The sequence below is a fragment of the Candidatus Hodarchaeum mangrovi genome (genome assembly GCF_975850365.1).
Window position 1 is genome coordinate 18687 of record NZ_CDLCQJ010000101.1, and the last position, 25666, is coordinate 44352.

Here is a 25666-nt window from a genome sequence, read left to right on the forward strand (position 1 = left end):
TCTTTTGAATAAGATAAAAGTACTAATTAAACCAGAAAATTTCCATAGGGTGCTAAACTTTATCAAAACACTTAATTATTTTTTGAATTAATATTTTATAGTCTAAAAATAGTAAAATAATATTCCTTTTCTGAAGACAACAAATCTAAAGTATAGGATTTTTATATAATTCTCATGATCCGAACTTTTTGGTAAAAAAAATCATTATTTGTCATTTTTTCTTGAAATAGTTCTCGATTTGAACTGCATGACCCCCTTCATGTCCATCTCCCTTATATGTGTAGCTGAGTAATGATGGAATAGAGACTGGAATAGATGTGCCTTTCCAGACAAAATTTGTTTGATAATCCCATTCTGAGCTTGATAGGTCTTTAATTTTAGTAATTAATTCATCGAAGGATTCTTGCCATTCTTCCATAATTTCATCGATTGTCCATTGTCTTCTTTTTTGTGTTTCTAGCTTATTAAATTCTCTTTCGTTTAACTTCTCTTCATCAATAAACCATGGTTTCTCATCATTTGAAATACTGTCAATGGCATTGATAAGTTCAAAATTCCAAGCAGAGATGTGTGCCAAAATATCTTTTACAGTCCAGCTCCCTAGGTTTTCGTCCATCTGACTTCTTTTTAGTCTATTAACAACATTAAATAATTTTTTATGATTATCAATATAGAATTGGATACACTGTTGTTTATTCAAAATGAAATCCTATCCTTTTTATTGATTTAGCTTGGTCTAAATTTGATCATGTTAGAGACAACAAACACTAATCTAACATATGTTTTATCTGAATCAATAGTAGTTTCAGAAATATATCTACCGAGTAATCCATAAATAAGTTATCATAATAAATTAGTACTAGTAACACCATACAAATTTCGATTAAATAAGAAATTTTTCATAGAAGATACCCATACACAAATATTAACCCTCTCTGACCTATATCCCTTCCTTCATTGTAATCATCAGCATAGGAACAAGTCACACTCCACCCTGTTTCTGTAAAGAAGGAAGGAACATTCCTTTTTTCTAAACCCCATTTAAAATGCCGTGTAAAAGGGCCAAATACAAGACCAGCTAGAGCTGGAACACAAATATCCATAAAAATTTTACTTTTACAATGACTGATAGCAGCCATTTTTCTAAGCAAAGTGATTATTAGTTTTTGGTCTATATAATATACTAATCCTTCTAAAATCCAAAAAGTAGGAATTTCTAAAGAATATCCATTTTGTATCAAATAGGATTCCCAGCTTGGTTGTGATAGATCAATAGCAACTCTAGTTACCTTACATAATGGCTTTTTATTATGGAGGATCTTTTCTTTATATTTTATAATAGCATCAAGGTCGATTTCGAATACTATATGGTTATTTGTTTTCAGAGGTAAAAATCTATAAGCACGACTATCTAAACCAGCTCCTAAAAGGACGATCTGTGTCTCTTTTTGATTACACCAAGCAGTTAGCAAATTCTTTTCAATGAAATACGATCGTACTAGTGGATAATCACCTCTTTTAACTGTAAATTTATGTTTTTCAGCATAAGAAGAAAAATCACCTGCTAATTCTTTTGCAAAAGAATCAATAAATAAAGGAGCATCACTTTTAGACTCTTGTGCTCGATAATAGGCCATAAGACGAGCTGTAAATGGAATGTCTGTTTTAATTCCATCTTCTTCTCCATATAAATATTCATAATCTCCTATATCCATTGATTTTGAAATCTCCCTCCTTTTTCCTTCTTTTACTGTTTTTTTTAGTTCGTCATCCAAATGATTCTTTTTTAATTCGATTTCAGCTACCTCTTTCTCAATGATCTCTAGGAATGAAGGCAAAATATTGATCTTCCAGATGTACTGAGTTTCTACGGCTTTTTTATGCATAGATGATCCTGGATATTGCCATCCTTCTAATCCTTTTGACCCACAGTAAAGGAGCTGCAGAATAGCTTTAAGATATCCAACTATATGCCCTTCAACTTCCTCTAATGATAAATTCTTATCTTCTATATCTATTCCTGCTTCTAAAGGATCTCTTAATAAACGAGATGATATATATCCTACATCAATAGGATCTCGTAGTCCTTCTAATATTATTTTCTCAATAGAAGGTTTTATTTTTTTAATAAAATCTAAATAAACATCAAATCCATGTTCAGGATCCTTATTAAAGATTTCAACTATTTTTTCGACATCTGGTATAGTTTGTTTAATTAATCTACGAGTAAATGCTATGATATGTTTTTCCATCTTGATTAACCCGCAGGTATCTCTCTGAAAACCCTAGGCTTTTTTTCAACTCTTTTAAGGTTATTGAGTCCTTTCCATAATTCGTGTCAAACCAGAAGCAGCTAGAACCAAAAATTCAAATATTTTATAAGAGTCAATCACATTGTTAGCATTATAATTAACAGTTAATCCGTCAGTTCTTTCTATGAGAGGAAGCATCTCTGCAACATCTGCAAAATGACTTGCAAGAAATGAAATCACTGTATTGATGGGAGAATTCATTTTTAAAGGCTTGATTTGCTTTTCATTAAAATTATGAACTGATTTTTTTACTGCTTCTCTTAAATTTGATTCGATTTTAACCATGCTAGAGCTCCTAGCTGATAATCGTGTTATCGATTGCTTTAGAGTGACTGTTTCAACCCAAGGAGTGAATTTTTTTATGTCATCTGAAAGAAGTTTAGCATCACCTGCAACCAAGATTGTTGGGACATTATAGTCACCAGCTGCAAATGAATTAAGCAAAAACTCGCTTAATTCGATTCCATTCATTTCTAGGCGTCTAATAGTTGCTCCACTATATGTATGATCAAATGTAGAATGAGATGTACCAAATTTTGCATGATAGCCTAAAAATAAGGCAACGTCACATCCTTCAATCCCTGCAATCATTGCTGTTGGGCGAGGAAAACCACGAATGATGTCCACATACTCAGGTAATTCGTCTATATGAAGATTAACCATTGGTCCATGACTATCAGCAACAACAATCTCATTGAACCCAGCTTTATTTAGCTCATCAATCACGGTTAATGTGATTCGTGTGGCAATTTTTCTTGTTTCGTTATACATAACTCCCTTTAAACTTAAATGCCCTGGGATGACAACAAAAGGCATGCCCTCTAAGTCAACAGAAATAAATGCTTTCATATTTATCATTCCTAATTTAAATCTATTTTTATTTGAATATTGTACAATTTGATGAAATGCAATTTAAAGGATTTTTTCGGAATTTCAAATCCTGAATAATCTATCTACTGATGAAGAATAGCCAATAGATCTATTTTTCAATGAATCTTAGAAGCTGATTAAGGTTTGTGATAATTCTTATTTTATTTTCCTCAAAAACTTGGCCTGTACGATCTATTAATACACCATGCATCCCTGAATTAAAAGCACCAAGAGCATCAATCTCTAATTGATCACCAACATATACTAGCTCTTCAAGTGAGAGATTTAATTCATTTGCACATTTTTTAAAGAGATTGGGATTAGGTTTTCTTAGACCAACCTCCCCAGAAATAATTATAGATCGGAAAAAGGATTCTATATTAGTTACTGCTAATTTTTGTCTTTGTTGAAATCCTTCACCATCAGAGACAATCCCTAGAGGGAACTTTTCAAGCATTGTAAGACATGGCAAGACATCCTCATACAATATCCAATTCTCCTCATATTTAACAAGATATTGGGTGAATATTTCCATTGCTTGATCAGATGAAAGAGTTTGATCCCATTTATTAAAGACACTTTGAACCCGCAAGATTCGTTGTTGCTCAAATGTAATGTTTCCATCCAAATATTCATTCATGTATTGATCTGTTTTAGTTTTCCAAATTAAAAAAAATTCATCAAAGGTTGATTGAGGGATTTTAGACTTCACCAATGAATAGATATCTTCAAGAGCTCTTTTAATTGCCTGCTCATGGTTTAATAAAGTACCATCGATATCAAAGATGATTCCTTTAATCATATCTAGTTCCTCATTCTTTATTTAATGAAAAAGAAATGTCGCGCTTTTTTCAACGTTTATAATAATCTCTGTATGTTCATTGACATTCAAACTCTTCTAAATCTATTTCAATTGGTTCAATTCGACTTAATATGATAATTCCGAGAATTGCAGCTGCAAAAGATGCAATCAAAGTAGTGAATTTCTGCATTGTTAAAAGAACAGTATCTATTATTGCAAGACTTCCTATAAATAAAGCCATTGTAAATCCAATTCCTGCAAGCATTGCCACACCGATTATATGCTGCCAAGTTATTCCCGTCGGTAAGGAGGTAATCCTCAGTCTCACTGCAATCCATGTGGCTACACTTATTCCAAGTGGTTTGCCAATAACCAATCCAAAGAATATACCAAGTTCTAGTGGATGGATAGTTAATGGAACTTCTTCTAGCAAAACCCCAGCATTAGCTAAAATAAAGATAGGGATAATGGCATAAGCAACCCAATAATGTAAACTACGTTCAAATCTTTGAAGAGGAGCTTCAACCTTTTGACACGCAGTTTCAAGTGCCTTAATTGCGTTTTGCTGCTTTTGATTTAAAAGAACTCCCGAGCCACATTTCCCTGATGATTGAAATTCCTCAATCATGAGCTGACTTTCTACAACAAATCTATCAGCGTTAATTTTATTTTTTGCAGGAACTGCGAAAGCAAGTAGAACCCCTGCTATTGTTGCATGAATGCCAGATTGGAGAATAACGAACCAAAGGGCGATTCCACCTAGGAGATAAAGGAGGGGATTATATTGATTAAGTCTGTTAAATAGAATAAGAATGAGAAAAATAACAAAAGCTAGTATAAGATTGAACCAGTTAATATTTGAAGAATAAAAGATGGCAATAACTATCACAGCCCCAATGTCGTCAATTATTGCAACTCCTGTTATAAAAACTTTTAAAGGGAAAGGAGCTCGTTTTCCCAAAAGAGCAAGGATCCCTAAGGTGAAAGCAATGTCTGTAGCCATTGGAATTCCCCATCCTGAGATACTTTCAGGAGAGCTGAAGTTAAAGAATATATAAATTGTTGCAGGGACGATCATTCCCCCTAAGGCTGCTATGATCGGTAATGAAGCCTTTCTTAAAGTGTTCAATTCTCCTGTTATTATCTCTCGTTTGATTTCTAAACCTATCACAAAGAAAAAAATTGCCATTAATCCATCATTTATCCATAAAGAAAATTTCTTACTGAGTCCAAAATCACCAAATCTAATTGTTACATTTGTTGTCCAAAACTCATTATATGTTTCAAATAGGATGAAATTTGTCAGTATCAAGGCACTTAAGGTACAAAAAATTAAAATCAATCCGCTAAATTGTTCTGTTTTCATAAAGACTTTAATTGGTCTTATAATACGATCAGATAAATTTTCTTCTGTCATTTTGGTTTTAGTTGCCATAAATTTCTCCTTCATTTTGTACTTTCATTTTTATTTTAAAGATGTTCAGTGAAAAAATTTGTGAAAAGCAGATTTACAAATTTAAGCTCACTTTGGAAGTATCTTCTAAAGGTTGAAACAGAACTGCTCGAACTGGCGCGCCTTCAGCTCCTTCTAGTTTCAAAGGGAATCCAAAAAATAAGTACCGGTTAGGAACTATTTGATGTAAATCTAGGCTTTCATAAATAAAAATTTCCTTCTTTAATAATAACTTATGGATGTTACTATCTCCAATGCTTAAACAATCTATTCCTATTGCTTTAATTTTCTTTTCTATCAAAAATTCTGCGCCATTTTTAGTCAAAAAAAGTTCTTTATGTTCCGAGACAATAGATGGAAAAAGAGAATTTTTAGTTTTTATTAATATTATATCATTTGGTTTAATATCATATTGTTCAAGGTGATGAGAACTTATCCCCTCCCCAACAGGGCTCTCTACCATCTCAATGACTAAAGACATTCCTTGAAATTTTGACAAGGGAATATCGGTAATTTTTTTCCCCGTTTCAAAAAAATGAAATGGAACATCTACATGGGTTCCTGTATGAACCCCCATTGAAATACTAGAGAGATTTACTTCATTTTGAGGCAGTTTAAGATGAAATTCCTGTTTAAAGGGGGGATCTCCTGGATATAAACCTATTTGCTCATTAATTGTCTGTGTAATGTCTAGAGGGAACATAAGAACGAGAAAAAATTCAATCAATTTATCTTCTTTCATTCAACTAACTCTATTCTCAGGATTGAAAATTTGAATTCGAAGTAGTCCTTGAGAAAATTTAGTGGTACTAAGGAACTCATTTTTTTGAGTTTTTTAGAGGTCTCTTTGAAGTGCGTTACTAACCAAGATTGAAAGACTTAATCCAAAAAAGAGAGAAATATCACCAAATTGGGATGAAGGGTTTAAAATCAATAGAATAAATCCAGAAAATAACATGAGGAGACTAATAAGTATCCCAGCTGTTTTTATTTGACTCATAACAAGATTTTTTTCTATAACTTCTTCTCTTAATATTTTAGATAAAGGTAGATGAAGTAAATAGTTCTATAATGTTTGAATGATATCAGAAATAATATGGCTTACTTTGATTACATCCTCCGAATTGATGCCGTAATGTGTAACAAAGCGAATTTGATTGTCTATATTTAAGGCTAATACACCATTTTCTGCCAGTTGGTTCATTATTTGACTCATTGGAGTTTTTCTTGGAAAATTCACAAGGAGTATATTTGTATCAGGGATCTCAACTTGAAATACATCTTGTTGCTCGTTTAAAAGCCTTGCGAGTAATTGTGCATTCGTATGATCCTCTTTTAATCTATCAATCCATGGCTTTTCTAAGGCTACTAATCCAAAAATCGCTATAATCCCTGCTTGTCTCATCCCACCACCTAACATTTTTCTAAATTTACGTGCTTTACTAATAAATTTCCTTGATCCTACAAGCATTGATCCTATAGGGCAAGATAAACCTTTACTAAAGCAAAACATTAAACTATCAATATATTGAGAAAAGTCAGTAATAGGACGATTTAAAGCTAATGCAGCATTGAATATTCGAGCACCATCCATATGAAACTTCAAAAAATGAGCATCAGAAAACTCTCTAAGTAGTTTTAAGGTTTCTGGAGTAATTGTTTTCCCTCCATACCAATTATGAGTATTTTCAATAGCTATTAAGGTAGTGGGTGGCTGATGAATATCTTCTCGATCCCGTATCAACTTTTTCAAAGCCTCAACATCTGGGATCCCATGATTACTTTGATATAACCATGGGGATAGTCCTGCAATCCGAGATGCACTCCCAACTTCATAAAGTGCCATATGACTTCGTGTTTCAAATAACACTTCATCACCAGGAGTAGTTTGAGCAAGTAATGATAAAAGATTGGCTTGAGTCCCTGAAGTACACAATAAAGCAGCCTCTTTTTCAAAAATTTTTGCGGATTTTTCTTCTAGTGCATTTACCGTTGGATCTTCCTGATAAACATCATCACCAAGTTGGTCATTCGTCATAGTTTTGATCATTTCCCACATTTGGGGACTTGGTTTGGTTACTGTATCAGATCGTAAATCTATTATTGCTTTTTTCAATACAAAACCTTCCTTATTCTAAAATCCTTATCAGGCGATTGAGAATTAATAATAAATTATCTTTTTTATATTGAGTTATAAAAGTAATTTAGACAATAGAATTTTAAAAGGATTCTTTTACTATGCGTTTACTATTAACAAGACATGGAGAAAGCGAAGCAAATCGTAATCAAATATATCAAGGACACATGGATTCACCTTTATCTGAAGAAGGCAGAAAACAAACGTTTGATTTAGTGAAGAGGTTAATGTATGAAAAAGTTCAATTCTCTAAAATATATGCTTCTGATTTAACTCGTGCTTCTGAAACTGCAAAAATTATTAATGCAACTTTTCATATGCCCATTGTATTTACCTCTAATTTAAGGGAACTTGATTTAGGCATTTTTGCTGGGAAAAATATTTCCGAATTGAAGGTTAATGGAAAAGATCCCTTACAGGAATTTTTTAAAAATCCTCACATGATAATTCCAAAGGGGGAATCGCTTAATCACATGAAGCTGAGAATAAAATCATTTCTTGATATGATTAAATCTTTAAATACCTTTAATACATCTTTATTAATAGTAGCTCATGGAGGGGTTCTTTTTCATATAATAAAGCAGTTAAATATCCCCTTTGAACCCCCTAAAGGTACTTGGTTTGAAAATTGTAAACTCCAAGAACTCGAACAAAGCCACGATGGCATTTGGAGGATCATTCGCTATAATGAAAATAAATTTTAATTGGTTAACCTTAAAATTCAGGTTTAATATCGTCCCAAATTATCTGGAAAACATCTTCGTCCTTTAGAGTTACATCCTGTATAATAAATTGATAAATCTTCAAAAGTAATTCATGATGACGAATCTCATCATTGAGTATTGTTTTTATTAATAATTTCTCCTTCTCATTTTCCAGCTGTTCCCACATTTCCTGATATGTATCAATTGCTTTCTTCTCAAGCTGTAAATGATGATCTATTTTCTTCTTTAATTCGTCTCTAATCTCTTCAGATATCATCTTAATCCCGCTTGTTTCCGAGTTTAAAGCAATTAGGGCATTAAGGATTGAAATATGCTTCTTGGAATCCATAGTAATACTTTTTATCAATTCTGTAATTACTTTATTTTCTACTACTGTCAGTGAAACAGTAGCCGCTTTCATAATACTTTCTTCAAGTATAATTTGATTTTGATAGAATTCCAGTTTTTCCAATTTTATCACTCCATTCATTATTTTGTTAATCATCTACTCCAATTTAGTGATGATTTTCATGAAAATTTTCCTAATTTATTTTCTTAAATCATAAAAATACTATCTTTTTGCATAATAACGCTTTTAAATGTTTATTCTTAATATTTTAGATGTCTTGATAAAAATGTCGCTTTTATTACTCCTTTTTTTCTATTTGGAATGATATTTAAACTAGCAAAGTGATAAAACAATTGGTATATATATATATGCAATTATTTTGTTATATTAAAAACATGTGTTTTGCATGTGATAGGAAAAAATTTTACTAAGGACTCCTAATGTTCCGTCTTGATATAATAACCAAAGCAGGTATACTAGTTTTCTCTCATTCATTCATTAATCCTTTAAGACTTGAAGAGAACAGCGATCAAGATATGCAGGCAAGTTTAATCACAGCTGTCTTAAATACTCTAAAGGAGACCCAAGGGGAAACAATCACCGCCATACACCAAGTTGGATATAAATTACTTCTTTATGAAGGAATCCTTACCTTTGGTATCTTAACGATTTCTGGTGAGGATGAATCAAAGCTGCATAATTTTCTTCGGAGCATTGTTTTAAAATTTGAATTAATGTTTACCTACGAATTACATATAGAATCAGTGATCAATCGTACTACTTTCGAATCATTTAGGAAAATCATTAAGAATATGTATGAAGATATGATTGGGGTAGAATTTAATACATTGCATAAACTCTTAGAAATATTAAAATATTCTAATATATCCAACCTTGTTGTCTTTGAAACAAATTTTTTTCACCCCATTTTAACCAGTATAGTTGATCATTCGATTGATTTTCCTTTAGATAAAATTATTCGTATTTTTCGTGAGATTGACAATCTGAGTCTGAGTGAAAAAAAGGATAATGTAACTTGTTCTTTTGATTTGCAATCAATTATAATTCATGGTTTGAAGATTCGACAACATTGGATTGCCTGCTTTTCTAGTCCAAATCATGTAAGCAAATTCATTATTCACAATGAAATTGAAGAAATTAAGAACTCATTGCTTTTTCCCGAAGCATTGTCAGTTAGTTAACCATTCAACTAGCTTTATATGAAGGAAGATTTACATTTAATTAAAGTAAAAGTAATATTTGATATGAGGGACAAACTGTTTTGGATGAATTTTATACTTCATCAAAAGACTTAACAATAAAGATTGCTATTCTTAGTCATCCAGATAATAAAGTCACCCTCTTACTTGAAAATTTAGTCAATACTTACCCTAAAAAAAGTACTTATCAATATTTTTCTTCCATTTCTGTTAATATTGCTGGTTTACGGTTAGATGAGCTCGATTCTTTCACTAATCGGAAAGTAAAATTATTTTTAATCCAACCAGTTAGCAATCTCTTCACTGACAAGTTAAATAGACGATATTATGAAACATACGGGGCAGTTATCTTCTTTTCTAAAAATAATCATGATGAATTTGTCGCTGCAAAAGCCTTTTATGAAAATTTCAGGAAACTAGCCTCAAGTGAAACTCATCCTGTAGCTTTTGTTGAAGTTCTAGATGGAACTGAAGAATCCATCTCTAAAATTTTAACTGAACCTGAAATTATAGAGGATGCTCCATATAACTTCTATTATGCTATTAATATGCAAGATTACAAAGGATTTAGACAGATCTTGGAATTTATCACTAGGCAATTCCTAACAGGTCAAGAAGTTTTGAGAATTATTTCGATGCCCGATACCGCTTAAGTAAATTTAGGTTTTTTCTGTTCAAGTCAAATGAGGAGTTATAATGCGTGCTATTCGAAGAAAAGAAAAAGAAATAGATGTAATTGAATGTAAAAAGATAATCAAAAAATGTAAGTATATAACCCTCGCAATGAGTAAAAATAATGTGCCATATTTAGTAACAATTACTCATGGATATGATAGTGACCAAAATTTTATTTATTTTCATTGTGCAAATGAAGGAAAAAAGCTAGATTATATCAGAGAAAATAATAACGTTTGGGGACAAGCCTTATTAGACCACGGTTATCAACAAGGAAAATGCAATCATTATTATGAATCAGTTCACTTTAAAGGAGAAGTAGAAATACTCCAGGATTTTCCAGAAAAAAAATTAGCTTTGGAAGCTTTGATTGACAGTTTAGAAGAAGATCCAAAAATTGTTAAAAAACAACAATTAACACAACAGTCGATAGAGAATGTTACCATTGGTAAGATCAAAATAACTAAACTAAGTGGTAAGAGATCAATTGGTTAATGTAATGTTTTCTATTTTTTTTTCATCCTCTCTTTAACTTCAGCAATAATATTATCTATCTCATCAGTCTTCTCCTTTCTTTCAATTGTCCTCTTTGATTCATTATTTAAGATAGCTTTTTCTTGTGTAGAAAGAGCACCTGCTTCAGAACCTTTAATCTCCAAGTCTCTCCCAAGGATTTTTGATAATTTCTTTAAAATTAAATTCCTTATTGGGAAGGAATGAATTTTCTTTTTATTAAAAATATCATTCACAAAAGACTGAAATTTGGCTTCTTTTTGTGATGAATTTGATAAAATCTTTACTAATTCGTCCATATTAAGCTGGATTATTTCTAAAAATTCTATTACAACTTCTATATCTAATATTTTGCCTAATAGCTCTCTTTTTTTTTCTATAACTTGTCTACTTGTATCATAATGCGATTTATTTAATTCTTCAACAAATTCTCTCTCTAATTCTTCTTGTTTAATCTTTAACTTTTGTAATTCTCTATTGTATGATTCAAGAAATACATTCAGTGATTTGGGGAATTCTGTTATCGAAATCTTTTTTCTTGAAAAGAAGCTAAAAGAACTCATCTTGCAGAACATTGCTCCTGATTAACTTAAATAATTTAACTTATAGGTTGTTTAATATGGTTTTCTAGTATTCCTTTAAAAATATTGGAAAACTATTGTCTCTGCTCGGACATTAGAGGGGGATGGGAGTTTATTCCTCACAAACTGAAGTGATTTATTACTTTATCTCTTTAGCATTGTAATTACCATAAGGATTTATTAAGCTAGTAAGAAAAAAATCTTTAGGTAAGATTTTTAATTTATCCTTCCAAAATAAATATTAATTCCGTTGGGGCTGTTTCTGTGAGACTATTATTTCATTTGAAATATTGGGTTTTCAAAGATCTCTTTAATTTCACTTTGATTATCAGTTTGGTCATCCTTCCATCCTTTAATTATAATATCCTATTTCCATCTCTAAATTTCATTGAAGGACAGAATGAAGAACTTTCAAACCAAAGCTCTGCTATTGATGTTAACTCGTTGAATACCGATCCAAATTTCATTTTACACTCATTTCAAACCCCAAAAATCCTTTTTATTATTGAAGATAAAAATAATCCACATCCACAGCTGGATATACCATTCTACAATTATATGACAGTGAACCTAAGCTTTTCAGTTTCTTATCATGATGATCAAAATCAAACTTACCCTTCTGAGATTGATGCTATTGTAATATCTCAAACAATCATTGATGAAGGAGTTGTCAACAATCTTAATGCTAGTACGATTCCAATATTAACAATGGAACCAGGTACACAAAATGAATTTCAATTAGGATCAAATTGGGGGATTGTTACTTCAGTAAATTCATTTTATGGGATAAATTCCTCTCACTATATAACTAATGGCTTACCAGATCAATCATCAGTTCAAATTTATAATACAACTGGGAATTTTGGATATTTACTTGGTTTTAATGCTGTTCCTATTGGTTGTCAAGTTAATGATTTAGCAAAACCTTCATCTTTAGCAAATCATAAGTGGTTTCGTTCATTAATTACTTTAGAAAAGGGAGAAAATGACTGGTTATTAAAACCTGCCCCTGAACGAAGAGTATTTTGGGGTGCACACCAAGGAAATCTATTGAATCAGGCAGGATGGAATCTCTGGGAAAGGTCGTTAAAATGGATTTTATATGATGATGATCCTGGAAGCGCTTCAATTACAGTAAATGTTAAGGATAAATCTTCAAAAAACGTAGAAAATGCTAAAGTAACATTAATTAATTCAACTGATTATTCAAATTATTGGACTCTTAATACTACTGTTACTGGCACCGTAACTTTTACAGATATACCTTTTGATGATTATAACATTATAGTTGAATATCAAAAATCAATAAATGATTCACTAACAATGTTACCAATTGTCTCTGAACGTACTTTTCAACGAACTGCAAGTTTCACCTATAGTATTCAGATCCCTTTGTATTTGGACAATGAACCACCACAGATATTAAATACATGGTTCAATTCATCAGAATATTCGTTTTATGCAGATATCACTGATATTATCGCAATTTCAGAAGCCTTACTTAACATTACAGTAATAAATAAAACTTCACCCTATGATATTATCATAAATACTAATTTTTCAATGGTTCTTAAAACAGGTATTACTTATTTTAATGATACTGCCTTAGATACTCTAGATGGTACAAATGTAAAAATTTACTACAATATCATTGCTACGGATGAGGCAGGAAATACACGTGTTTCAACAGTTGAAATATTTGATTTAGAAGACCCCAATCCTCCTCAAATTCATTCTTATGGAGCAAACGATTTTAAAAACGGAACTATCTTATTCTGGGCTAATGTTACTGACGATGGTGAGGTTGAGTCTGTTACTTTACGAATAAATAATACTTTTCTAAGTATGTTCAAAAATCAATCTAATTATTGGATAGTAAAGAAGAATTTTAATTACGATCTCGTTCTTAACTATACGATTTGGTCTGCCATTGATACATTAGGAAATGAGAACGGGTCAAAATTGCTTACTATTGATCCTTTATCTCAATTAATGCAAGTTGGGGATAATCAAGCACCTCAAATTTGGGAGATCATGAGTACATTTACTTCTCATGTGGAAGGTTTTGTAGATTTCTCTGCACGAGTACAGGATTGGAACATTTATCAGTCTCAAGTTAACGTCAGTCAAGTAAAAATTATTTTCGAAATAAATGGAGAAAATGTAACTTATTCCATGTTGAATCCTGGTGGTGGAATTTTTTATTCCTTTTCCTACCTATTTAATTACAATGATTCAGTAGCCTTCTGGATTCAAGCGACCGATCTAGCAGGTAATCTGAATCAAGGAAGTAAACATGGTCCTTATCCTATTTCTGATAATACTATACCCTATGGTATTTATTGGGCAAAGGAATGGGGGAATGGAACTGTAGATTTTTATTCCCAAGTGGTTGACTGGCCAGAAAATCAAACGAGTTCTATTTTAAATTATACTACAAATTATCCTTTTTCTTGGATCAGTCTACCGATGGATAAAATCAATAGTACCTTTTTCCATAAAAGAATAGATACTTTTGAATATTCTGAAAATAATATTTGGTTTATAATTTCTGCAACAGACACTTCTAATAACAAATATCTACCATCCCTAGATGAAGCCAAGAGTATCATATTAACGGATGTGGTTAATCCTTCCATTTATTCTTCAAAAATTCACAATTCTACAAGTATCGATTGTCAAATTATTCTCGAGCTTCGAGCTATAGATTCATTCGGACTTCCATATCCCTATACTTTAAACAATACATATTACTTAAACTATTCAGTCAATGGGAACCCGATGATCTCAGTAATTATGTCATATGTCGATTATGGTCATTTTTCTTATACTTTAAACTTCTCATATTTAGATAATGTCTATTTATATGCTTGGGTTAATGATTTTTCTGGAAATCAAGGGTCTTGGTCAAAAAATATTACTATATTAGACTTTTCTGCTCCCAAAATTACAAATTATAATGGAACTGTTGATCAAACGGGGATATTTAAATTATGGGTAGAGATATTAGAGAATGGTAGTGGATTGGTAAATCAAAGAATTATTCTTTATGTAAGTAGCTCTATTTTCTATGAAACTTTAGTGAATAATGGAACGAAAAATATCTATGTTTATGAAAGAGGGGGATTTACACCACAAATGACCTTTGTTTTCTTTGAAATTGAAGCTTCAGACCTAGCAAACAATATCTATATAACACCATATTCAAGAGCTCCTATTGAAGACAAAATTCCTCCCCATTATGATGATTTTAGTATTATTCCTCAACAATCTTATCTTAACCGAACTCATGTGAATCTTGATTTCTGGATTGAGGCTTTTGATTCATTTGGAATATTAACGTCAGTTTTTGTAAACATTAGTTATGAAGGCCATTATTCTAACTATACTCTTCTTAAATTTGGAGATCTTTATAAAACTTCGTCTAGTATAATAAGAAACGCAAATACCTCTTACTCCTTTGAGCTCGTTATTGTTGATGGCGTAGGGTTAACCAATCGAACAGGTTGGGTGGATTTCGTCACTTTACCATTTAACCAAGCTATTATTACAGATTTTGGAATCGAATATTCACCAACAGAAACTAATCAAATTAGAATTTGGACTATTGTTAATAATTCAAAGGATGACGTAAACCTTTACCTTAATGCATCAAAAAACGACCAGATAATAGTATCGCATGAATTAATGATATTCAATGATTCTCATTATTATTTTGAGCTGAATAATGTAAGCTATCAAAGCAATATTACATATGAAATAGTAGTTGTAGATAACGGTGTTAGAAATGAATATTATTTGCCTAATATAATTGAAGATATAATAGTGGTCGAAGATAAATGGGCTCCCAAATTCATTGGATTCGATTACGATCCAAATTATGGCAATAATTCTATATTAATATGGGCTAGAGTCTTTGAAGATGGAGCAGGGATTGAAAACATCACAATTGTATATGATTTTACCTCTGGTGGTAGTGGAGGAAATCTCCAAGACTGGAAGATAGATAGTTTGACTCAAATCAACCAATCGTATTATACAATCGTCATTCCAATTACAGGTTCGGGTAAATTTCAATTTAAGTTAATTGCATATGATAAAGCAGGAAATAAAAACCCTCAAAGTTACTTTACAACATATCCTATTCCAAATATTGAAAGTGGAATTGATCCGCTATTACTCTTAATTGTCTTCGCTTTAACAGCCTTTATCTTTATTAGCGCAATCGTAGCTGGAAATATCTACCGGAGAAAGAAACAAGCTCAAGAATCAAAATTAAAAGAGTTAAAGACAAAATTAAATATTCCACTAAATATTTACACACTTCTTGTAACTAGCGCTGCAGGAATTCCAATTTTTGATATGACAAATGTTCTTTATCAACGAGACGAATCCTTAAACACCACACTTTCAGGTGTTTCGGTTAGCATCGATACTTTTCTTGATTCTTTTCAGGCTGATTTTATAGATCAATTTCAACAAGTTCCTCAGCATGAACGGAGCGAATTTGTTCGAATTAGTGTCATCGAACAAGCTCAAGTAAAGATCTTAATTGGTGCAAGTCAAAATTATAGAATGTTTATTTTCTTCAAGGAGAAACCATCAGCTTTTGCAAGGAATATTGCCTCTAAGATTATCAGGGAAATTGAGGAAAAATTACCTCTTAAGGATTTGGGGATAATTGATGATAGCCTATTGAAACCTCAAATTAAAAGAATTATAAATTCTCATCTCCCCTTAACCCTTTTAACACCCTTTTCAATTGATCCAGCAAAAATTAAATTTTATGAAGCTAAAATCAAAGCTCATGAAACGTCACCTATATCCATGAAGGCATTGAATCTATTAAAAAGAATAATTGTCACCCGTACTTCGCCAAATCTCCTAAAATCAGAGAATAAAACTCAATTAACCTTTTACGATAAAAATTTAGCAAATCTTCAAATTTTAATGGGAGTAGAATTTTTATACTCTGAAGTAATTGTTATTTGTAAAAAGGCTCTAAATGCTTCTGAAGAGCTCATGTATGAAGCTCTCTGGATAGGAGCTTCCCCTTTAGTTAACTTACTTCACGAACCTAAATTTGGTGTTTAAATCTTTGACAATTATTGTAAAGATTGTACTTCTAGGAGATGGTTCTGTTGGTAAGACTACTTTACGTGAACGATTCATGGGTAGGGGATTTACAACCAGTTATTTACCTACTTTAGGAGCAGAATTTGTCTCAAAGGTCCTTCCAATCACCAGACCAACCAAAACAATATCATTGCGTTTTCAGATATGGGATTTGGCAGGGCAACCAACCTTTAAACAAATCAGAAAATTATATTATCGTGATTCGGTAGGATTAATTCTTGTTTTCGACATTACTCGTCCAGAGTCTCTTTACAATTTAAAAACGTGGTTAAGTGAAGCAATAACTTATTCAGGGTCTAAAAAATTATCTGTTGTCATTTTGGGTAATAAGATTGATCTGAGAGAATTAGACTGGGTAAAAGCCGAGGAAATTACTCAAACTTTAAATGAAATCAATAAATTTGACACTTTAGATTCTCCTGCTATCTTTTATCAAACATCTGCCAAAACAGGGGAGAATGTGAATTTAGCATTCGAAACTATAGGAAAAAAAATTCTCGATAGGTATGAACAGCTAAATTATTTTGATGAAGTATGAAGATTTTTAAACAAGAAGGTGTGTACAAAATTAAGTTGGATGAATTTTACAATGCAATCCTCAGACTTGAGTTACAAAGGAAAAACATGCGAAAGTTGTGCTTACTTAACAGAAAAGGCTCCGATTTATTATAAAGAGCATATTACTGAAAAAGAAGCCGGTTTATGTCGATTATATATATTAAAGGACCATTTTGCTATTATGTTGAAGAATGAAATTGCTTGTCCAGAATTTATTTCCAAAGAATAGAAGATCTTATGAATAGGAGAATATTATGGCTATATTGGCTAAAGTTTTACTTTTAGGAGATGGTGCAGTTGGTAAAACGGCCTTAAGAGATTCTTTTCTTGGACGAAGTTTTTCAACCAATTATATACCAACATTGGGTGCAGATTTCATCGCAAAAACCATTACACTTGAGGGGAGAGAACTCAGATTTCAAATATGGGATTTAGCTGGACAACCAGCATTTCGTGATGTTAGGAAGCTTTATTATCGTAATACAGCTGGAGCATTCCTAGTTTTTGATTTAACACGTTTGGAGACATTAACAAACATATCTACATGGTTGACTGAACTTGCGATTAATGCTAATACTCCTAAGGTTTCAATCGTAGTGATTGGAAATAAATTAGATCTATTAGAAAAAGAAATTGACCTTGAAAATGAAATTGAATCAATTTTGGAGACCATAAAATTAAAACATCTAGCAAACATTGATACACATATAACATACATCGAAACATCAGCTAAAACAGGCAAAAATGTCCCTGATGCGTTTTTTAAATTGGGAGAAGGGATTTTACAACTATATGTGAATGAAAATTTTTAACTTGTTTCAACCACTGGTAGACGAATTAGAAACGTTGCACCTTGATCTAATCCCTCACTACTTACTTTTAATTCTCCCTGATGTTCCGTTATTATGATACGAGACAGATATAATCCTATTCCAGTCCCAGTGATTTTTTTTGAATATTTCGATGGAAATGTTACGAATGGTTCAAAAATAGTTTCTAGCTGATCAGGAGCTATTCCTGCACCGTTATCATTAATAGAAATTTCCACCGAATCTTTATATTTATAGCACTTAAATTTAATTTCTCTTTTCTTCTCATCAGTATGATTGATAGCATTTTCTATAAGATTATTCAAAACTTGAGTAATTCTGTCCTGATCAATCTTTACGAAAATTGGAAAGGTTTCATCACAGGTATAGATAAATTGAGGTCCTAAAATGTCTTGATGTGGTCTTATAGCTTCTTCAAGGTATTCCTTGATACTTATGATTTCGAAGTTAAGAGTAAAAATTCCACGTTCAATTTTGGTTAATTCACTTACTCCTGAGACTAATCTATTCAATCTCTCAATATTCTTTTGAATTATCTGAAAGCTTTTAGATCTTTCTTCTTCTGAGAGGGTAAATAAGCGCTTTCCTAAGAGATCGATATATCCTTTAATAATAGAGAGAGGTGTACGAAGTTCATGACTAGCTAAACTAATGAACTCAGCTCTCCGCTGTTCTAAATCTCTTCGTGCTTCTTCAGTACGTTTTTCAGCAGTAATATCGCTTATTACTCCAAAAGATCCAATAATTCGATTTTCTGAATCCAATAAAGAAGAAGCTGCAACACGTGTAATCACCTCATCGCCGTTTTTATGGACAAACACAAGTTCATAAGCACCAGCAGACTTTTCGTGACGTTCTTTATTTACTCTAATAAAAGTACTAATTGAATCTTGAGAAATAAAGTTGATTACGTTCATACCAATCATTTCATCTTGGGAGTAACCCAACATTTTCTCTATTGCAGGATTGACATAAATTGTGATGTTATTAATATCAGTAAGCCAGATTCCCTCACTCATTTTAGTAATTAGTTTACGGTAACGCTCCTCACTCTCGACTAATTTATTTTCTGCAAGAATTCGCTCTGAAACATCAGATAATGTCACAACAAGATGATTAGGTTCAGTTTGAAACGCATTTACTTCAAAAACTCCTTTAATTCTTTCGTCTTTATAGGTGATAATTTGATTTCGCCATGGTTTTCCATTTGCTGCCACTTTTAGAAAAGCATCATGAGCTTCTTCGCTAATTTTGGGGAACAGATCTTCAATACCTTTTCCAATATAGAGATCTGTTTCTATTCTTAAAATATTATCAGCGGCTAAATTTGCTCCAGTGAAGATTAAAGTTTTATCATCTGGTAATAATTCGAATAATAACATTCCTAAAGGTGAGGAGGCCCAGATATTCCGGTACCGTTCTTCTGAAAGAAATAATTCAGCTTCTGCTCTCTTTTTAGCTGTTATATCTCGACTCACTCCACGGTACCCTTCAAATTTATCCTCATGAAGTATAGGTACTGCACTTGTTTCTAATACAATTTTATCTCCATGCTTATGATTAAAATCAGCTTCAAGATTATCAATAGGTTGAGTTAATGATATATGTTTGTCAATCCTATCCATAATTGTTTTCATATTATCATGCATTAAAAAAAAACTGAATTGTTGGCCTACTATTTCTTCAGGGAGATATCCAAGGATTTTTTCTACTTGAGGACTTGAATAAGTAAATTCCCCAATTTTATTAATTTCCCAGACCCAGTCATTGATTGTTTCAACTAATGATCGAAATCTTTCCTCAATATTTTTAGTTGTTTTAGTCATAAAAATACGGTATCCTATACATATTTTCCCTGGGAATCATCTAGTATAAATTAAATTCTCCTAGTCTTATTTCTTTTTCATCATTAATTATCATTTTCTTTGATAATTATATTTATTTACATTTTGATCTCTTATCAAAGCTATCATCGAATTATTCATTATAATAATTCTTGCAATATACTTTTGATTGACCCTAGAATATTCTTTGTTATGATTCTAAAAAATCCAATCAATTTTCAGGAGATCAACCTTTCAAAATGATAATCAAGTGTTATTTTGAAATTATTTCAAGTAGAGCTTCAATTCGAGTCATTGCTTGTTCCTCAGAGAAACTCCTTGCATCACACATATCTCCTTCAATTAAAGTCCCTGGTATCCCTGTCAATTCAGTAACCTCTCTTTTAGTTACTGGTTGACCAATTGAATATCGCTTACATGATCTCATACTATGATAAAGTATCCCATCACAGGAATAATCTTTAGCAAGTGAACTGATAAGATCAATTTTATGCTGAAGGGTTTTATTTAAGTATATATTTGAATACATAATCGCCACATCTTTCAATAATTCACCAGTCTCTTGAAATTCCATAGACCATGCATGTGTATAAGTATCCACTGGGAATACTACTCCTTTCTCAGCTAAAGTATTAAAAAAATCATATAAATTAAACCAGATAGGGATATTATCGAATAAGAGTCTATATCGCTCCTCCACAGTGATAGCACCGAGATTCTGATTAATTCGATCTTTAATTTCTTCCAATGCATTCTCGTACAAGGCTATAATCTCAAATGTTCCTCTTTGAGACACTATGGGAGCCATAAGAAGAAAACGATCGGCACAATTTAAAGGACTAGGTTTTTTCTTCCCTTGAACAAGAATTTCACTCCATAGCTCGATTCCTCTTTTAGAATTTTGCATAACTTCAGTAAGCTTTTCTTCATCGAATTTTTTATTAACCTGATTCTCTATAAACTTCATATATTCATCTAATTGAACCATAATATATTCTAAATAGTGTGAGGGAATTTCATCACTATTTAGTGGAGGGGTGTCAAATAAAAAAAGTGGAACATTAAAAATACGTGATAGTTCTTGATACCATTTTAAAACAGTGCCACAAATATTATTCCCAGCAACTAAAAAGTCTGGTTTTGCTAATCCACCTGTTCCATCTATTTCATGAAGAGGTGTAGGAGGAAGTGTAGAAAAAATGCTACCAAATGATGTTCTAGCATAAGCACAAAGATCAGCTGAAAAACCATGTTTTTCTGCAACTTGACATAATCGAGTTGAATCCTTAGCTGCTCCTGCTATGGCTCCATACTGTTCAGGATATAAAGGTAGGATATCCATAGCATAGAGAAATTCAACTGGTGCTCCTGAGGTAATCCAAGCAATTTTTTTTATTTCATAAGGGTTTTTTGACTGTAAATAATAAAGCGCTTGATTATTCTTAACTTCTTGTAAACAATTTAATCGACGATACACAGGTTCTTTTTCTGGCATTAAATACACCTTAAGATAATAATTCAAGAAAAGCAGCTAATCTTGTGTGAATCTGTTCACGATTTGAAAGATCTGGAGTGGTTTCAATTATTAAAGAAGGAATTTCTATCTCTCTAAGCTTATTTTGGAGATGTACAAATTCAAAAGCTTCTGGATCACACCATTTTGTATTTAGAAGAATCACTCCATCAATCTGATTGTCTTTAATTAATTTCTTCAGATACTCCATTCTTTTATGCATGTCTAATGCTGTTGGATCAGGAATTCTTTCCATATATGCTTGAGTTAATCCTTCTAAGAATTTTCCAGTAGGAACAACAAAATTGAAGTTTCTGGTCCCAAAACTAAGATCATCTGCTACAATATGATTGAAACCTTGAATTTTCCAAATATCAAAATTATCAACTCCCATTCCTCCAGTAACTAATAATCGTGGAGATTTGGGAATTTTTGATGAATCTATGTCTCTCAAGCTCTGTAGATATTCTTCTAAAAGACTTAAAACTTCTTCAATTGGTAAAATATCACCTAAATAAAGTAATTTTGCCATATCAAGATACAAAATTTCTCTTTGTGAAACTAATGATGCCAGTTTTTGAAAATATACCCTTTTTTGGTTATATAACTTTATACTTTCAACTAGCTTGAGCTCATGTTGTGAATCTACAAATTTTGAATGTAGTGAATTGATTAGATTTTCAAATTCAGTTTGAAGGTAACTTCTAGCTGCCTTAGTAGATGTTAAAACTGGAAAGGTTAGATTATATATCCATTGTTTTGGAAAAACTTTTCTCCAGAGATCTGAAACGTTCTGTAATGAATCGCACGTACCTGCTGAGAAAATAATACCATCTAATGTCCTAAAACCACCATTTAATGCTAGATCCATAATTTGACGAAGCCAAGAACATCCAAAAGCTTGTATATATTGCTCTGATGCACCAGTCTTTGTGATTCCCATTGACACAATTCTTATAGGATGTAACCCTAAAGCATGGATTATTTCTACTGGAACACGGTTAGTAAAATAACCAATGAGTTTTTTTCCATCAGTCTCTAATCTTTCCAAAGCTTCTGTATAATTATTATAAAGGATGGAATGTTTTTCTCCATTTATCATTTGTATCACTATTTTATCGATAATCCACCATCTAATACTAAATATTGACCAGTTATTCCAGCAGAGGCTTCACTTGCTAGATAACAAATTGCTGCTTTAAGATCAGAGGGATTAATAAATCTTTGAAGAGGGATAGTCTCAAGTAAAGCTTCTCTTACAGGACTTCCTTCGACTGTGAACATCTGAGACATTGAATCAATTCCTTCAAAGAAGCTTGGAACTATGCTATTTACTCGAATCTGTGGAGCCCATTCTACTGCTAATTGCCGTGTTAATCCCAATAATGCAGCTTTACTTGCTGTATAACCTATTTGAGGGATTATTGCTGTCCCTTGTAACGCGAGAAGAGAACTTATTAAAATGATCTTTCCACCATTTGGATTAGGTTTGATTAATTCACGAGAAAAATCACGAATGATCAAAAAACTTCCAGTAAGATTGGTATCAATGACCTTAGACCATGTTTGCAGTGTTTGTTCATTTGTTGGTGCAGCCCATGTTACACCCGCGTTACATATCAAAATATCCAAATATTTAATAATATTTTTGAGTTCTTTAACAATATGTTTAACCTGTTCTTCAATACTTATGTCACAAGTAAATCCTTTTATCTTAGCATCGGGAAACTTCTCTTTCAATCGTTTTTCTTCATCCTCAATTGATCCATGACGCCCTCTTCCACAAAAGAATATTGAACTTACTCCTGCTTCCAATAAACCTTCATTAATACTTCTTCCTAGACCTTTAGCACCTCCTGTCACAAAAGCAGTCTTTCCTGATAAACTAAATAAATCTAAAACCTTCATTGACTCATCAATCCTCCATCGACAGGAATTACCACCCCTGTAATATAGGATGAAGCATTACTTGCTAAAAATACAACGACTCCTTTAAGCTCCCATTGTTCTCCCAATCTACCCATAGGATTTTGATTTTCAAGTGTTTTTCTCATGGGGCTTTCCTTGTCTGTAAAATACCGTGACATATAAGAGGGAAACCAAGATGGTGCAATAGCATTCACCCGAATTCCATTAGAAGCATATTCAATGGCTAGTTGTTTAGTTATTCCAATAACTCCAGCTTTTGATGAATTATATGCTACAACACCATATTCTCCTCCTTTATAACCAGCAACACTAGATATATTAATAATAGAGCCACCTAATCCACTTGGTAACATAAGACTTGTTATCACTTCACGACACATTAAAAAAGTCCCAGTCAAGTTAATATCAATGACCATTTTCCATTTTTCTAAGGATAAACTTTCACTAGGATGTCCCCAAGAAACTCCAGCATTATTTACAAGAATATCAATATTTATTGACATTTCAGTTAGGGATTTTACTAATTTTTGTACATTTTCTTCATTACTTACATCGCAATTTAAAGCAATAACCTCAGGTCCTATTTGGGCAAGCTTGTTTGAAGCAGCTTCTAAAGACCCATGACGACCTCTTCCACAAATTATTACTTTAGCTCCTGCTTCCAATAAACCTTCAGCCATTGAATATCCTATCCCAGAGGCACCCCCAGTCACTAATCCAGTTTTATCGTTCAAAGAAAACAGTTGAGATATATTCATGAATTATCTTCTTCCTTATCAGATAGCAAATAATTATTACAAGAGATTTTAAATCACTTATGGACAATTGAATTTTATACTAAATAATAGTCTTATTTGAATTAGAGAGAATTTATTCAATTCCTCTATACATGTTTTATCTGTAAGGTTTTTGAAAATTTAATAAAAGTTTACCCCAGATTCTCATTACTCTTTCATCCCTATTTAAATCTGTTAGCGTTTCATCATCCCCTACAAACGTATCTAGTAGCATAGCAGCACTCAAAGTGTTTAGTCGTGATTCATGATACTGAAGAAGCTCTTCTATTAAGAGTTTTTTTATTCCAGGAGACATATCTTTTAATATAGCAAATGGGGTCGAAAGAAATTTACGCTGAAAATCTTTGACAAGAAGTAAATCTGAAGTAAACCCAGTATCAATAGCCATAAAGTAATTTTTTCCAAAAATAAATCGCAATTTATGAATATAGGTCGTACCAAATGAAATATATTTGGGCTTTGAATCAAATAATGACTGAATGAATCCAACAATCGCGGAGAAAAATCCAGCCCAAATACCCTGATTTGTCAAGTTATAAGAAAAAGGAATTTCAAAACCATCAAGATTCGCAATTATTGCCCATCCCTGTGTCTGAATTAGGCTAGTGCGTTCTGCATGCTTTCTTAGATAATAATGAAGAAGTAATAATTCCTGAAAAGATAAAATACTAAAATTACTACCCGCAATACCAACTATATTGTCTAAAAGATTGTTATCTAGATATCTCTCATTAATATCAAGAATAATGTCTCTAAAGTGTTGTTCTATTGCCTCTTTGGTTTCTTTATCGGCATCAGTTACTAGATTGCTATATAAAATGGAAGCCTGACCAACCATCACTGCTCTCATAATTTGTTTGATATCTTCAGGCAGGCCTCCTTCAGCATCAATCAATAATAATGTAACTGCGGGATCTGATATAATTAGAAAAAATTTTTCTTCCAAGGAGACAATGAAGATTTCAGAGGATTTTAACCCTGAATGAGCTGGTCGGTCAAAATTAATTGATGCAATACCTTCAGTTCCAAAAAGTTCTTTTCCTAATTTTCCCAATCCCATCAAAAAATTTGAAACGACCTCTAAAAACTCATGACTAGGATTCCCATAAGACCATTTCACTTCTGTTCCTTCAATAAATAAGGCCCAGTGTTCTTGAACCCTCGCAGTTACTCTTTGCATTTCCTCACAGCTCATTGTTCTTTCTTAATTCATTTATTTTTTTTGAAAGCGTGTCTAATTTGAAAGATATTGAAATTAACATTTCTTAAATTAACTCGAAACCTTTTCGTATTAAATAATTTCAGGAAATTTAGAATGACTTCTTCCCTTTAAAATTTATACATATTAACTAAAGAAAATATAAAGTAAATATAGGAGTTGATGCAAGTTATTACTATTAAAAGCTTTTTGACAAACTAAAAAAGGGGGACAGATAGAAGATC

General features: G+C 32.0%; 24 protein-coding genes. 8 read left to right on the forward strand and 16 right to left on the reverse strand.

Annotated elements, in window-relative coordinates:
- Positions 1-211: 211 nt before the first annotated feature.
- The 8 genes from ACWVCY_RS10260 to ACWVCY_RS10295 form a co-directional block, all read right to left on the reverse strand.
- A complete protein-coding gene (locus tag ACWVCY_RS10260) occupies positions 212-700 on the reverse strand; it encodes a DinB family protein (RefSeq protein ID WP_455142696.1) in 489 nt (162 codons plus the stop codon).
- Positions 701-899: 199 nt separating this feature from the next.
- The gene (locus tag ACWVCY_RS10265) at positions 900-2252 is read right to left on the reverse strand and encodes a class I SAM-dependent methyltransferase (protein ID WP_455142698.1); all 1353 of its coding nucleotides are present in this window, start codon (positions 2250-2252) and stop codon (positions 900-902) included.
- A 60-nt stretch (positions 2253-2312) separates the two neighbouring features.
- A complete protein-coding gene (locus tag ACWVCY_RS10270) occupies positions 2313-3161 on the reverse strand; it encodes a M55 family metallopeptidase (RefSeq protein WP_455142700.1) in 849 nt (282 codons plus the stop codon).
- Positions 3162-3291: 130 nt separating this feature from the next.
- Complete coding sequence (locus ACWVCY_RS10275; RefSeq protein WP_455142701.1) at positions 3292-3984, reverse strand: HAD family hydrolase; 693 nt, start codon at positions 3982-3984, stop codon at positions 3292-3294.
- Positions 3985-4060: 76 nt separating this feature from the next.
- Positions 4061-5419, reverse strand: a complete 1359-nt coding sequence (nhaA, locus tag ACWVCY_RS10280) for a Na+/H+ antiporter NhaA (protein ID WP_455142703.1) — start codon at positions 5417-5419, stop codon at positions 4061-4063.
- Positions 5420-5492: 73 nt separating this feature from the next.
- Positions 5493-6179 carry a cyclase family protein gene (locus tag ACWVCY_RS10285; RefSeq protein WP_455142705.1) on the reverse strand — a complete coding sequence of 229 codons (687 nt, stop codon included), beginning with the start codon at positions 6177-6179 and terminating at the stop codon, positions 5493-5495.
- A 93-nt stretch (positions 6180-6272) separates the two neighbouring features.
- Positions 6273-6437, reverse strand: a complete 165-nt coding sequence (locus tag ACWVCY_RS10290) for a hypothetical protein (protein WP_455142707.1) — start codon at positions 6435-6437, stop codon at positions 6273-6275.
- A 66-nt stretch (positions 6438-6503) separates the two neighbouring features.
- Positions 6504-7553: a threonine aldolase family protein gene (locus ACWVCY_RS10295; RefSeq protein ID WP_455142709.1), complete on the reverse strand. Its 1050-nt coding sequence runs from the start codon at positions 7551-7553 to the stop codon at positions 6504-6506.
- 122 nt (positions 7554-7675) lie between these two features.
- Here ACWVCY_RS10295 and ACWVCY_RS10300 point away from each other — a divergent pair, with 122 nt between their 5' ends.
- The gene (locus tag ACWVCY_RS10300) at positions 7676-8278 is read left to right on the forward strand and encodes a histidine phosphatase family protein (RefSeq protein ID WP_455142711.1); all 603 of its coding nucleotides are present in this window, start codon (positions 7676-7678) and stop codon (positions 8276-8278) included.
- Positions 8279-8288: 10 nt separating this feature from the next.
- On the opposite strand, the gene ACWVCY_RS10305 is transcribed toward ACWVCY_RS10300, so the two are convergent.
- Positions 8289-8750 carry a ferritin-like domain-containing protein gene (locus ACWVCY_RS10305; RefSeq protein ID WP_455142713.1) on the reverse strand — a complete coding sequence of 154 codons (462 nt, stop codon included), beginning with the start codon at positions 8748-8750 and terminating at the stop codon, positions 8289-8291.
- A gap of 317 nt (positions 8751-9067) precedes the next feature.
- Here ACWVCY_RS10305 and ACWVCY_RS10310 point away from each other — a divergent pair, with 317 nt between their 5' ends.
- The 3 genes from ACWVCY_RS10310 to ACWVCY_RS10320 all read left to right on the forward strand — a co-directional run bounded on the left by ACWVCY_RS10310 (position 9068) and on the right by ACWVCY_RS10320 (position 11017).
- Complete coding sequence (locus ACWVCY_RS10310) at positions 9068-9829, forward strand: hypothetical protein (protein ID WP_455142715.1); 762 nt, start codon at positions 9068-9070, stop codon at positions 9827-9829.
- Positions 9830-9909: 80 nt separating this feature from the next.
- Positions 9910-10500 (forward strand): hypothetical protein, encoded by a 591-nt coding sequence (locus ACWVCY_RS10315; protein ID WP_455142717.1) that lies wholly within the window; start codon positions 9910-9912, stop codon positions 10498-10500.
- Positions 10501-10543: 43 nt separating this feature from the next.
- Positions 10544-11017, forward strand: a complete 474-nt coding sequence (locus ACWVCY_RS10320; RefSeq protein WP_455142719.1) for a pyridoxamine 5'-phosphate oxidase family protein — start codon at positions 10544-10546, stop codon at positions 11015-11017.
- Positions 11018-11028: 11 nt separating this feature from the next.
- Here ACWVCY_RS10320 and ACWVCY_RS10325 read toward each other — a convergent pair whose 3' ends face one another.
- Positions 11029-11598, reverse strand: a complete 570-nt coding sequence (locus ACWVCY_RS10325; protein WP_455142721.1) for a hypothetical protein — start codon at positions 11596-11598, stop codon at positions 11029-11031.
- Positions 11599-11880: 282 nt separating this feature from the next.
- Here ACWVCY_RS10325 and ACWVCY_RS10330 point away from each other — a divergent pair, with 282 nt between their 5' ends.
- From ACWVCY_RS10330 to ACWVCY_RS10345, 4 genes are read left to right on the forward strand one after another with little or no spacing between them, the layout of a single operon-like run.
- Positions 11881-16710, forward strand: coding sequence for a hypothetical protein (locus ACWVCY_RS10330; protein ID WP_455142723.1), 4830 nt, complete (start codon positions 11881-11883; stop codon positions 16708-16710).
- A gap of 4 nt (positions 16711-16714) precedes the next feature.
- Positions 16715-17290, forward strand: a complete 576-nt coding sequence (locus tag ACWVCY_RS10335) for a Rab family GTPase (RefSeq protein WP_455142725.1) — start codon at positions 16715-16717, stop codon at positions 17288-17290.
- A gap of 51 nt (positions 17291-17341) precedes the next feature.
- Positions 17342-17539 carry a hypothetical protein gene (locus ACWVCY_RS10340; RefSeq protein WP_455142727.1) on the forward strand — a complete coding sequence of 66 codons (198 nt, stop codon included), beginning with the start codon at positions 17342-17344 and terminating at the stop codon, positions 17537-17539.
- Between the two features lie 25 nt (positions 17540-17564).
- Positions 17565-18122: a Rab family GTPase gene (locus ACWVCY_RS10345; RefSeq protein WP_455142729.1), complete on the forward strand. Its 558-nt coding sequence runs from the start codon at positions 17565-17567 to the stop codon at positions 18120-18122.
- Here the strand turns inward: ACWVCY_RS10345 and ACWVCY_RS10350 are convergent.
- From ACWVCY_RS10350 to ACWVCY_RS10375, 6 genes are all read right to left on the reverse strand, one after another.
- Complete coding sequence (locus tag ACWVCY_RS10350; protein WP_455142731.1) at positions 18119-19966, reverse strand: PAS domain-containing sensor histidine kinase; 1848 nt, start codon at positions 19964-19966, stop codon at positions 18119-18121. The two genes, ACWVCY_RS10345 and ACWVCY_RS10350, sit on opposite strands and share 4 nt — an antisense overlap.
- A gap of 271 nt (positions 19967-20237) precedes the next feature.
- Entirely contained in the window at positions 20238-21479 is a 1242-nt protein-coding gene (locus ACWVCY_RS10355) for a 2-hydroxyacyl-CoA dehydratase subunit D (RefSeq protein WP_455142733.1), read from the reverse strand.
- 10 nt (positions 21480-21489) lie between these two features.
- Positions 21490-22599 carry a 2-hydroxyacyl-CoA dehydratase subunit D gene (locus ACWVCY_RS10360; RefSeq protein WP_455142735.1) on the reverse strand — a complete coding sequence of 370 codons (1110 nt, stop codon included), beginning with the start codon at positions 22597-22599 and terminating at the stop codon, positions 21490-21492.
- An 8-nt stretch (positions 22600-22607) separates the two neighbouring features.
- Positions 22608-23405 carry an SDR family NAD(P)-dependent oxidoreductase gene (locus ACWVCY_RS10365; protein WP_455142737.1) on the reverse strand — a complete coding sequence of 266 codons (798 nt, stop codon included), beginning with the start codon at positions 23403-23405 and terminating at the stop codon, positions 22608-22610.
- On the reverse strand, positions 23402-24184 hold the full coding sequence (locus tag ACWVCY_RS10370; protein ID WP_455142739.1) for an SDR family NAD(P)-dependent oxidoreductase: 783 nt from the start codon (positions 24182-24184) through the stop codon (positions 23402-23404). Before ACWVCY_RS10370 ends, ACWVCY_RS10365 begins: the two co-directional genes overlap by 4 nt.
- A 136-nt stretch (positions 24185-24320) precedes the next feature.
- Positions 24321-25418: a hypothetical protein gene (locus ACWVCY_RS10375; protein WP_455142741.1), complete on the reverse strand. Its 1098-nt coding sequence runs from the start codon at positions 25416-25418 to the stop codon at positions 24321-24323.
- Positions 25419-25666: the final 248 nt, after the last annotated feature.

Bases quoted from the DNA above. Each gene is read 5' to 3' on its own strand.
- ACWVCY_RS10265 (WP_455142698.1), bottom strand. From the start codon at position 2,252: ATGGAAAAACATATCATAGCATTTACTCGTAGATTAATTAAACAAACT.
- ACWVCY_RS10270 (WP_455142700.1), bottom strand. From the start codon at position 3,161: ATGAAAGCATTTATTTCTGTTGACTTAGAGGGCATGCCTTTTGTTGTC.
- ACWVCY_RS10275 (WP_455142701.1), bottom strand. From the start codon at position 3,984: ATGATTAAAGGAATCATCTTTGATATCGATGGTACTTTATTAAACCAT.
- nhaA (WP_455142703.1), bottom strand. From the start codon at position 5,419: ATGGCAACTAAAACCAAAATGACAGAAGAAAATTTATCTGATCGTATT.
- ACWVCY_RS10285 (WP_455142705.1), bottom strand. From the start codon at position 6,179: ATGAAAGAAGATAAATTGATTGAATTTTTTCTCGTTCTTATGTTCCCT.
- ACWVCY_RS10290 (WP_455142707.1), bottom strand. From the start codon at position 6,437: ATGAGTCAAATAAAAACAGCTGGGATACTTATTAGTCTCCTCATGTTA.
- ACWVCY_RS10300 (WP_455142711.1), top strand. From the start codon at position 7,676: ATGCGTTTACTATTAACAAGACATGGAGAAAGCGAAGCAAATCGTAAT.
- ACWVCY_RS10310 (WP_455142715.1), top strand. From the start codon at position 9,068: ATGTTCCGTCTTGATATAATAACCAAAGCAGGTATACTAGTTTTCTCT.
- ACWVCY_RS10320 (WP_455142719.1), top strand. From the start codon at position 10,544: ATGCGTGCTATTCGAAGAAAAGAAAAAGAAATAGATGTAATTGAATGT.
- ACWVCY_RS10325 (WP_455142721.1), bottom strand. From the start codon at position 11,598: ATGAGTTCTTTTAGCTTCTTTTCAAGAAAAAAGATTTCGATAACAGAA.
- ACWVCY_RS10340 (WP_455142727.1), top strand. From the start codon at position 17,342: ATGCAATCCTCAGACTTGAGTTACAAAGGAAAAACATGCGAAAGTTGT.
- ACWVCY_RS10345 (WP_455142729.1), top strand. From the start codon at position 17,565: ATGGCTATATTGGCTAAAGTTTTACTTTTAGGAGATGGTGCAGTTGGT.
- ACWVCY_RS10350 (WP_455142731.1), bottom strand. From the start codon at position 19,966: ATGACTAAAACAACTAAAAATATTGAGGAAAGATTTCGATCATTAGTT.
- ACWVCY_RS10355 (WP_455142733.1), bottom strand. From the start codon at position 21,479: ATGCCAGAAAAAGAACCTGTGTATCGTCGATTAAATTGTTTACAAGAA.
- ACWVCY_RS10360 (WP_455142735.1), bottom strand. From the start codon at position 22,599: ATGATAAATGGAGAAAAACATTCCATCCTTTATAATAATTATACAGAA.
- ACWVCY_RS10365 (WP_455142737.1), bottom strand. From the start codon at position 23,405: ATGAAGGTTTTAGATTTATTTAGTTTATCAGGAAAGACTGCTTTTGTG.
- ACWVCY_RS10370 (WP_455142739.1), bottom strand. From the start codon at position 24,184: ATGAATATATCTCAACTGTTTTCTTTGAACGATAAAACTGGATTAGTG.
- ACWVCY_RS10375 (WP_455142741.1), bottom strand. From the start codon at position 25,418: ATGAGCTGTGAGGAAATGCAAAGAGTAACTGCGAGGGTTCAAGAACAC.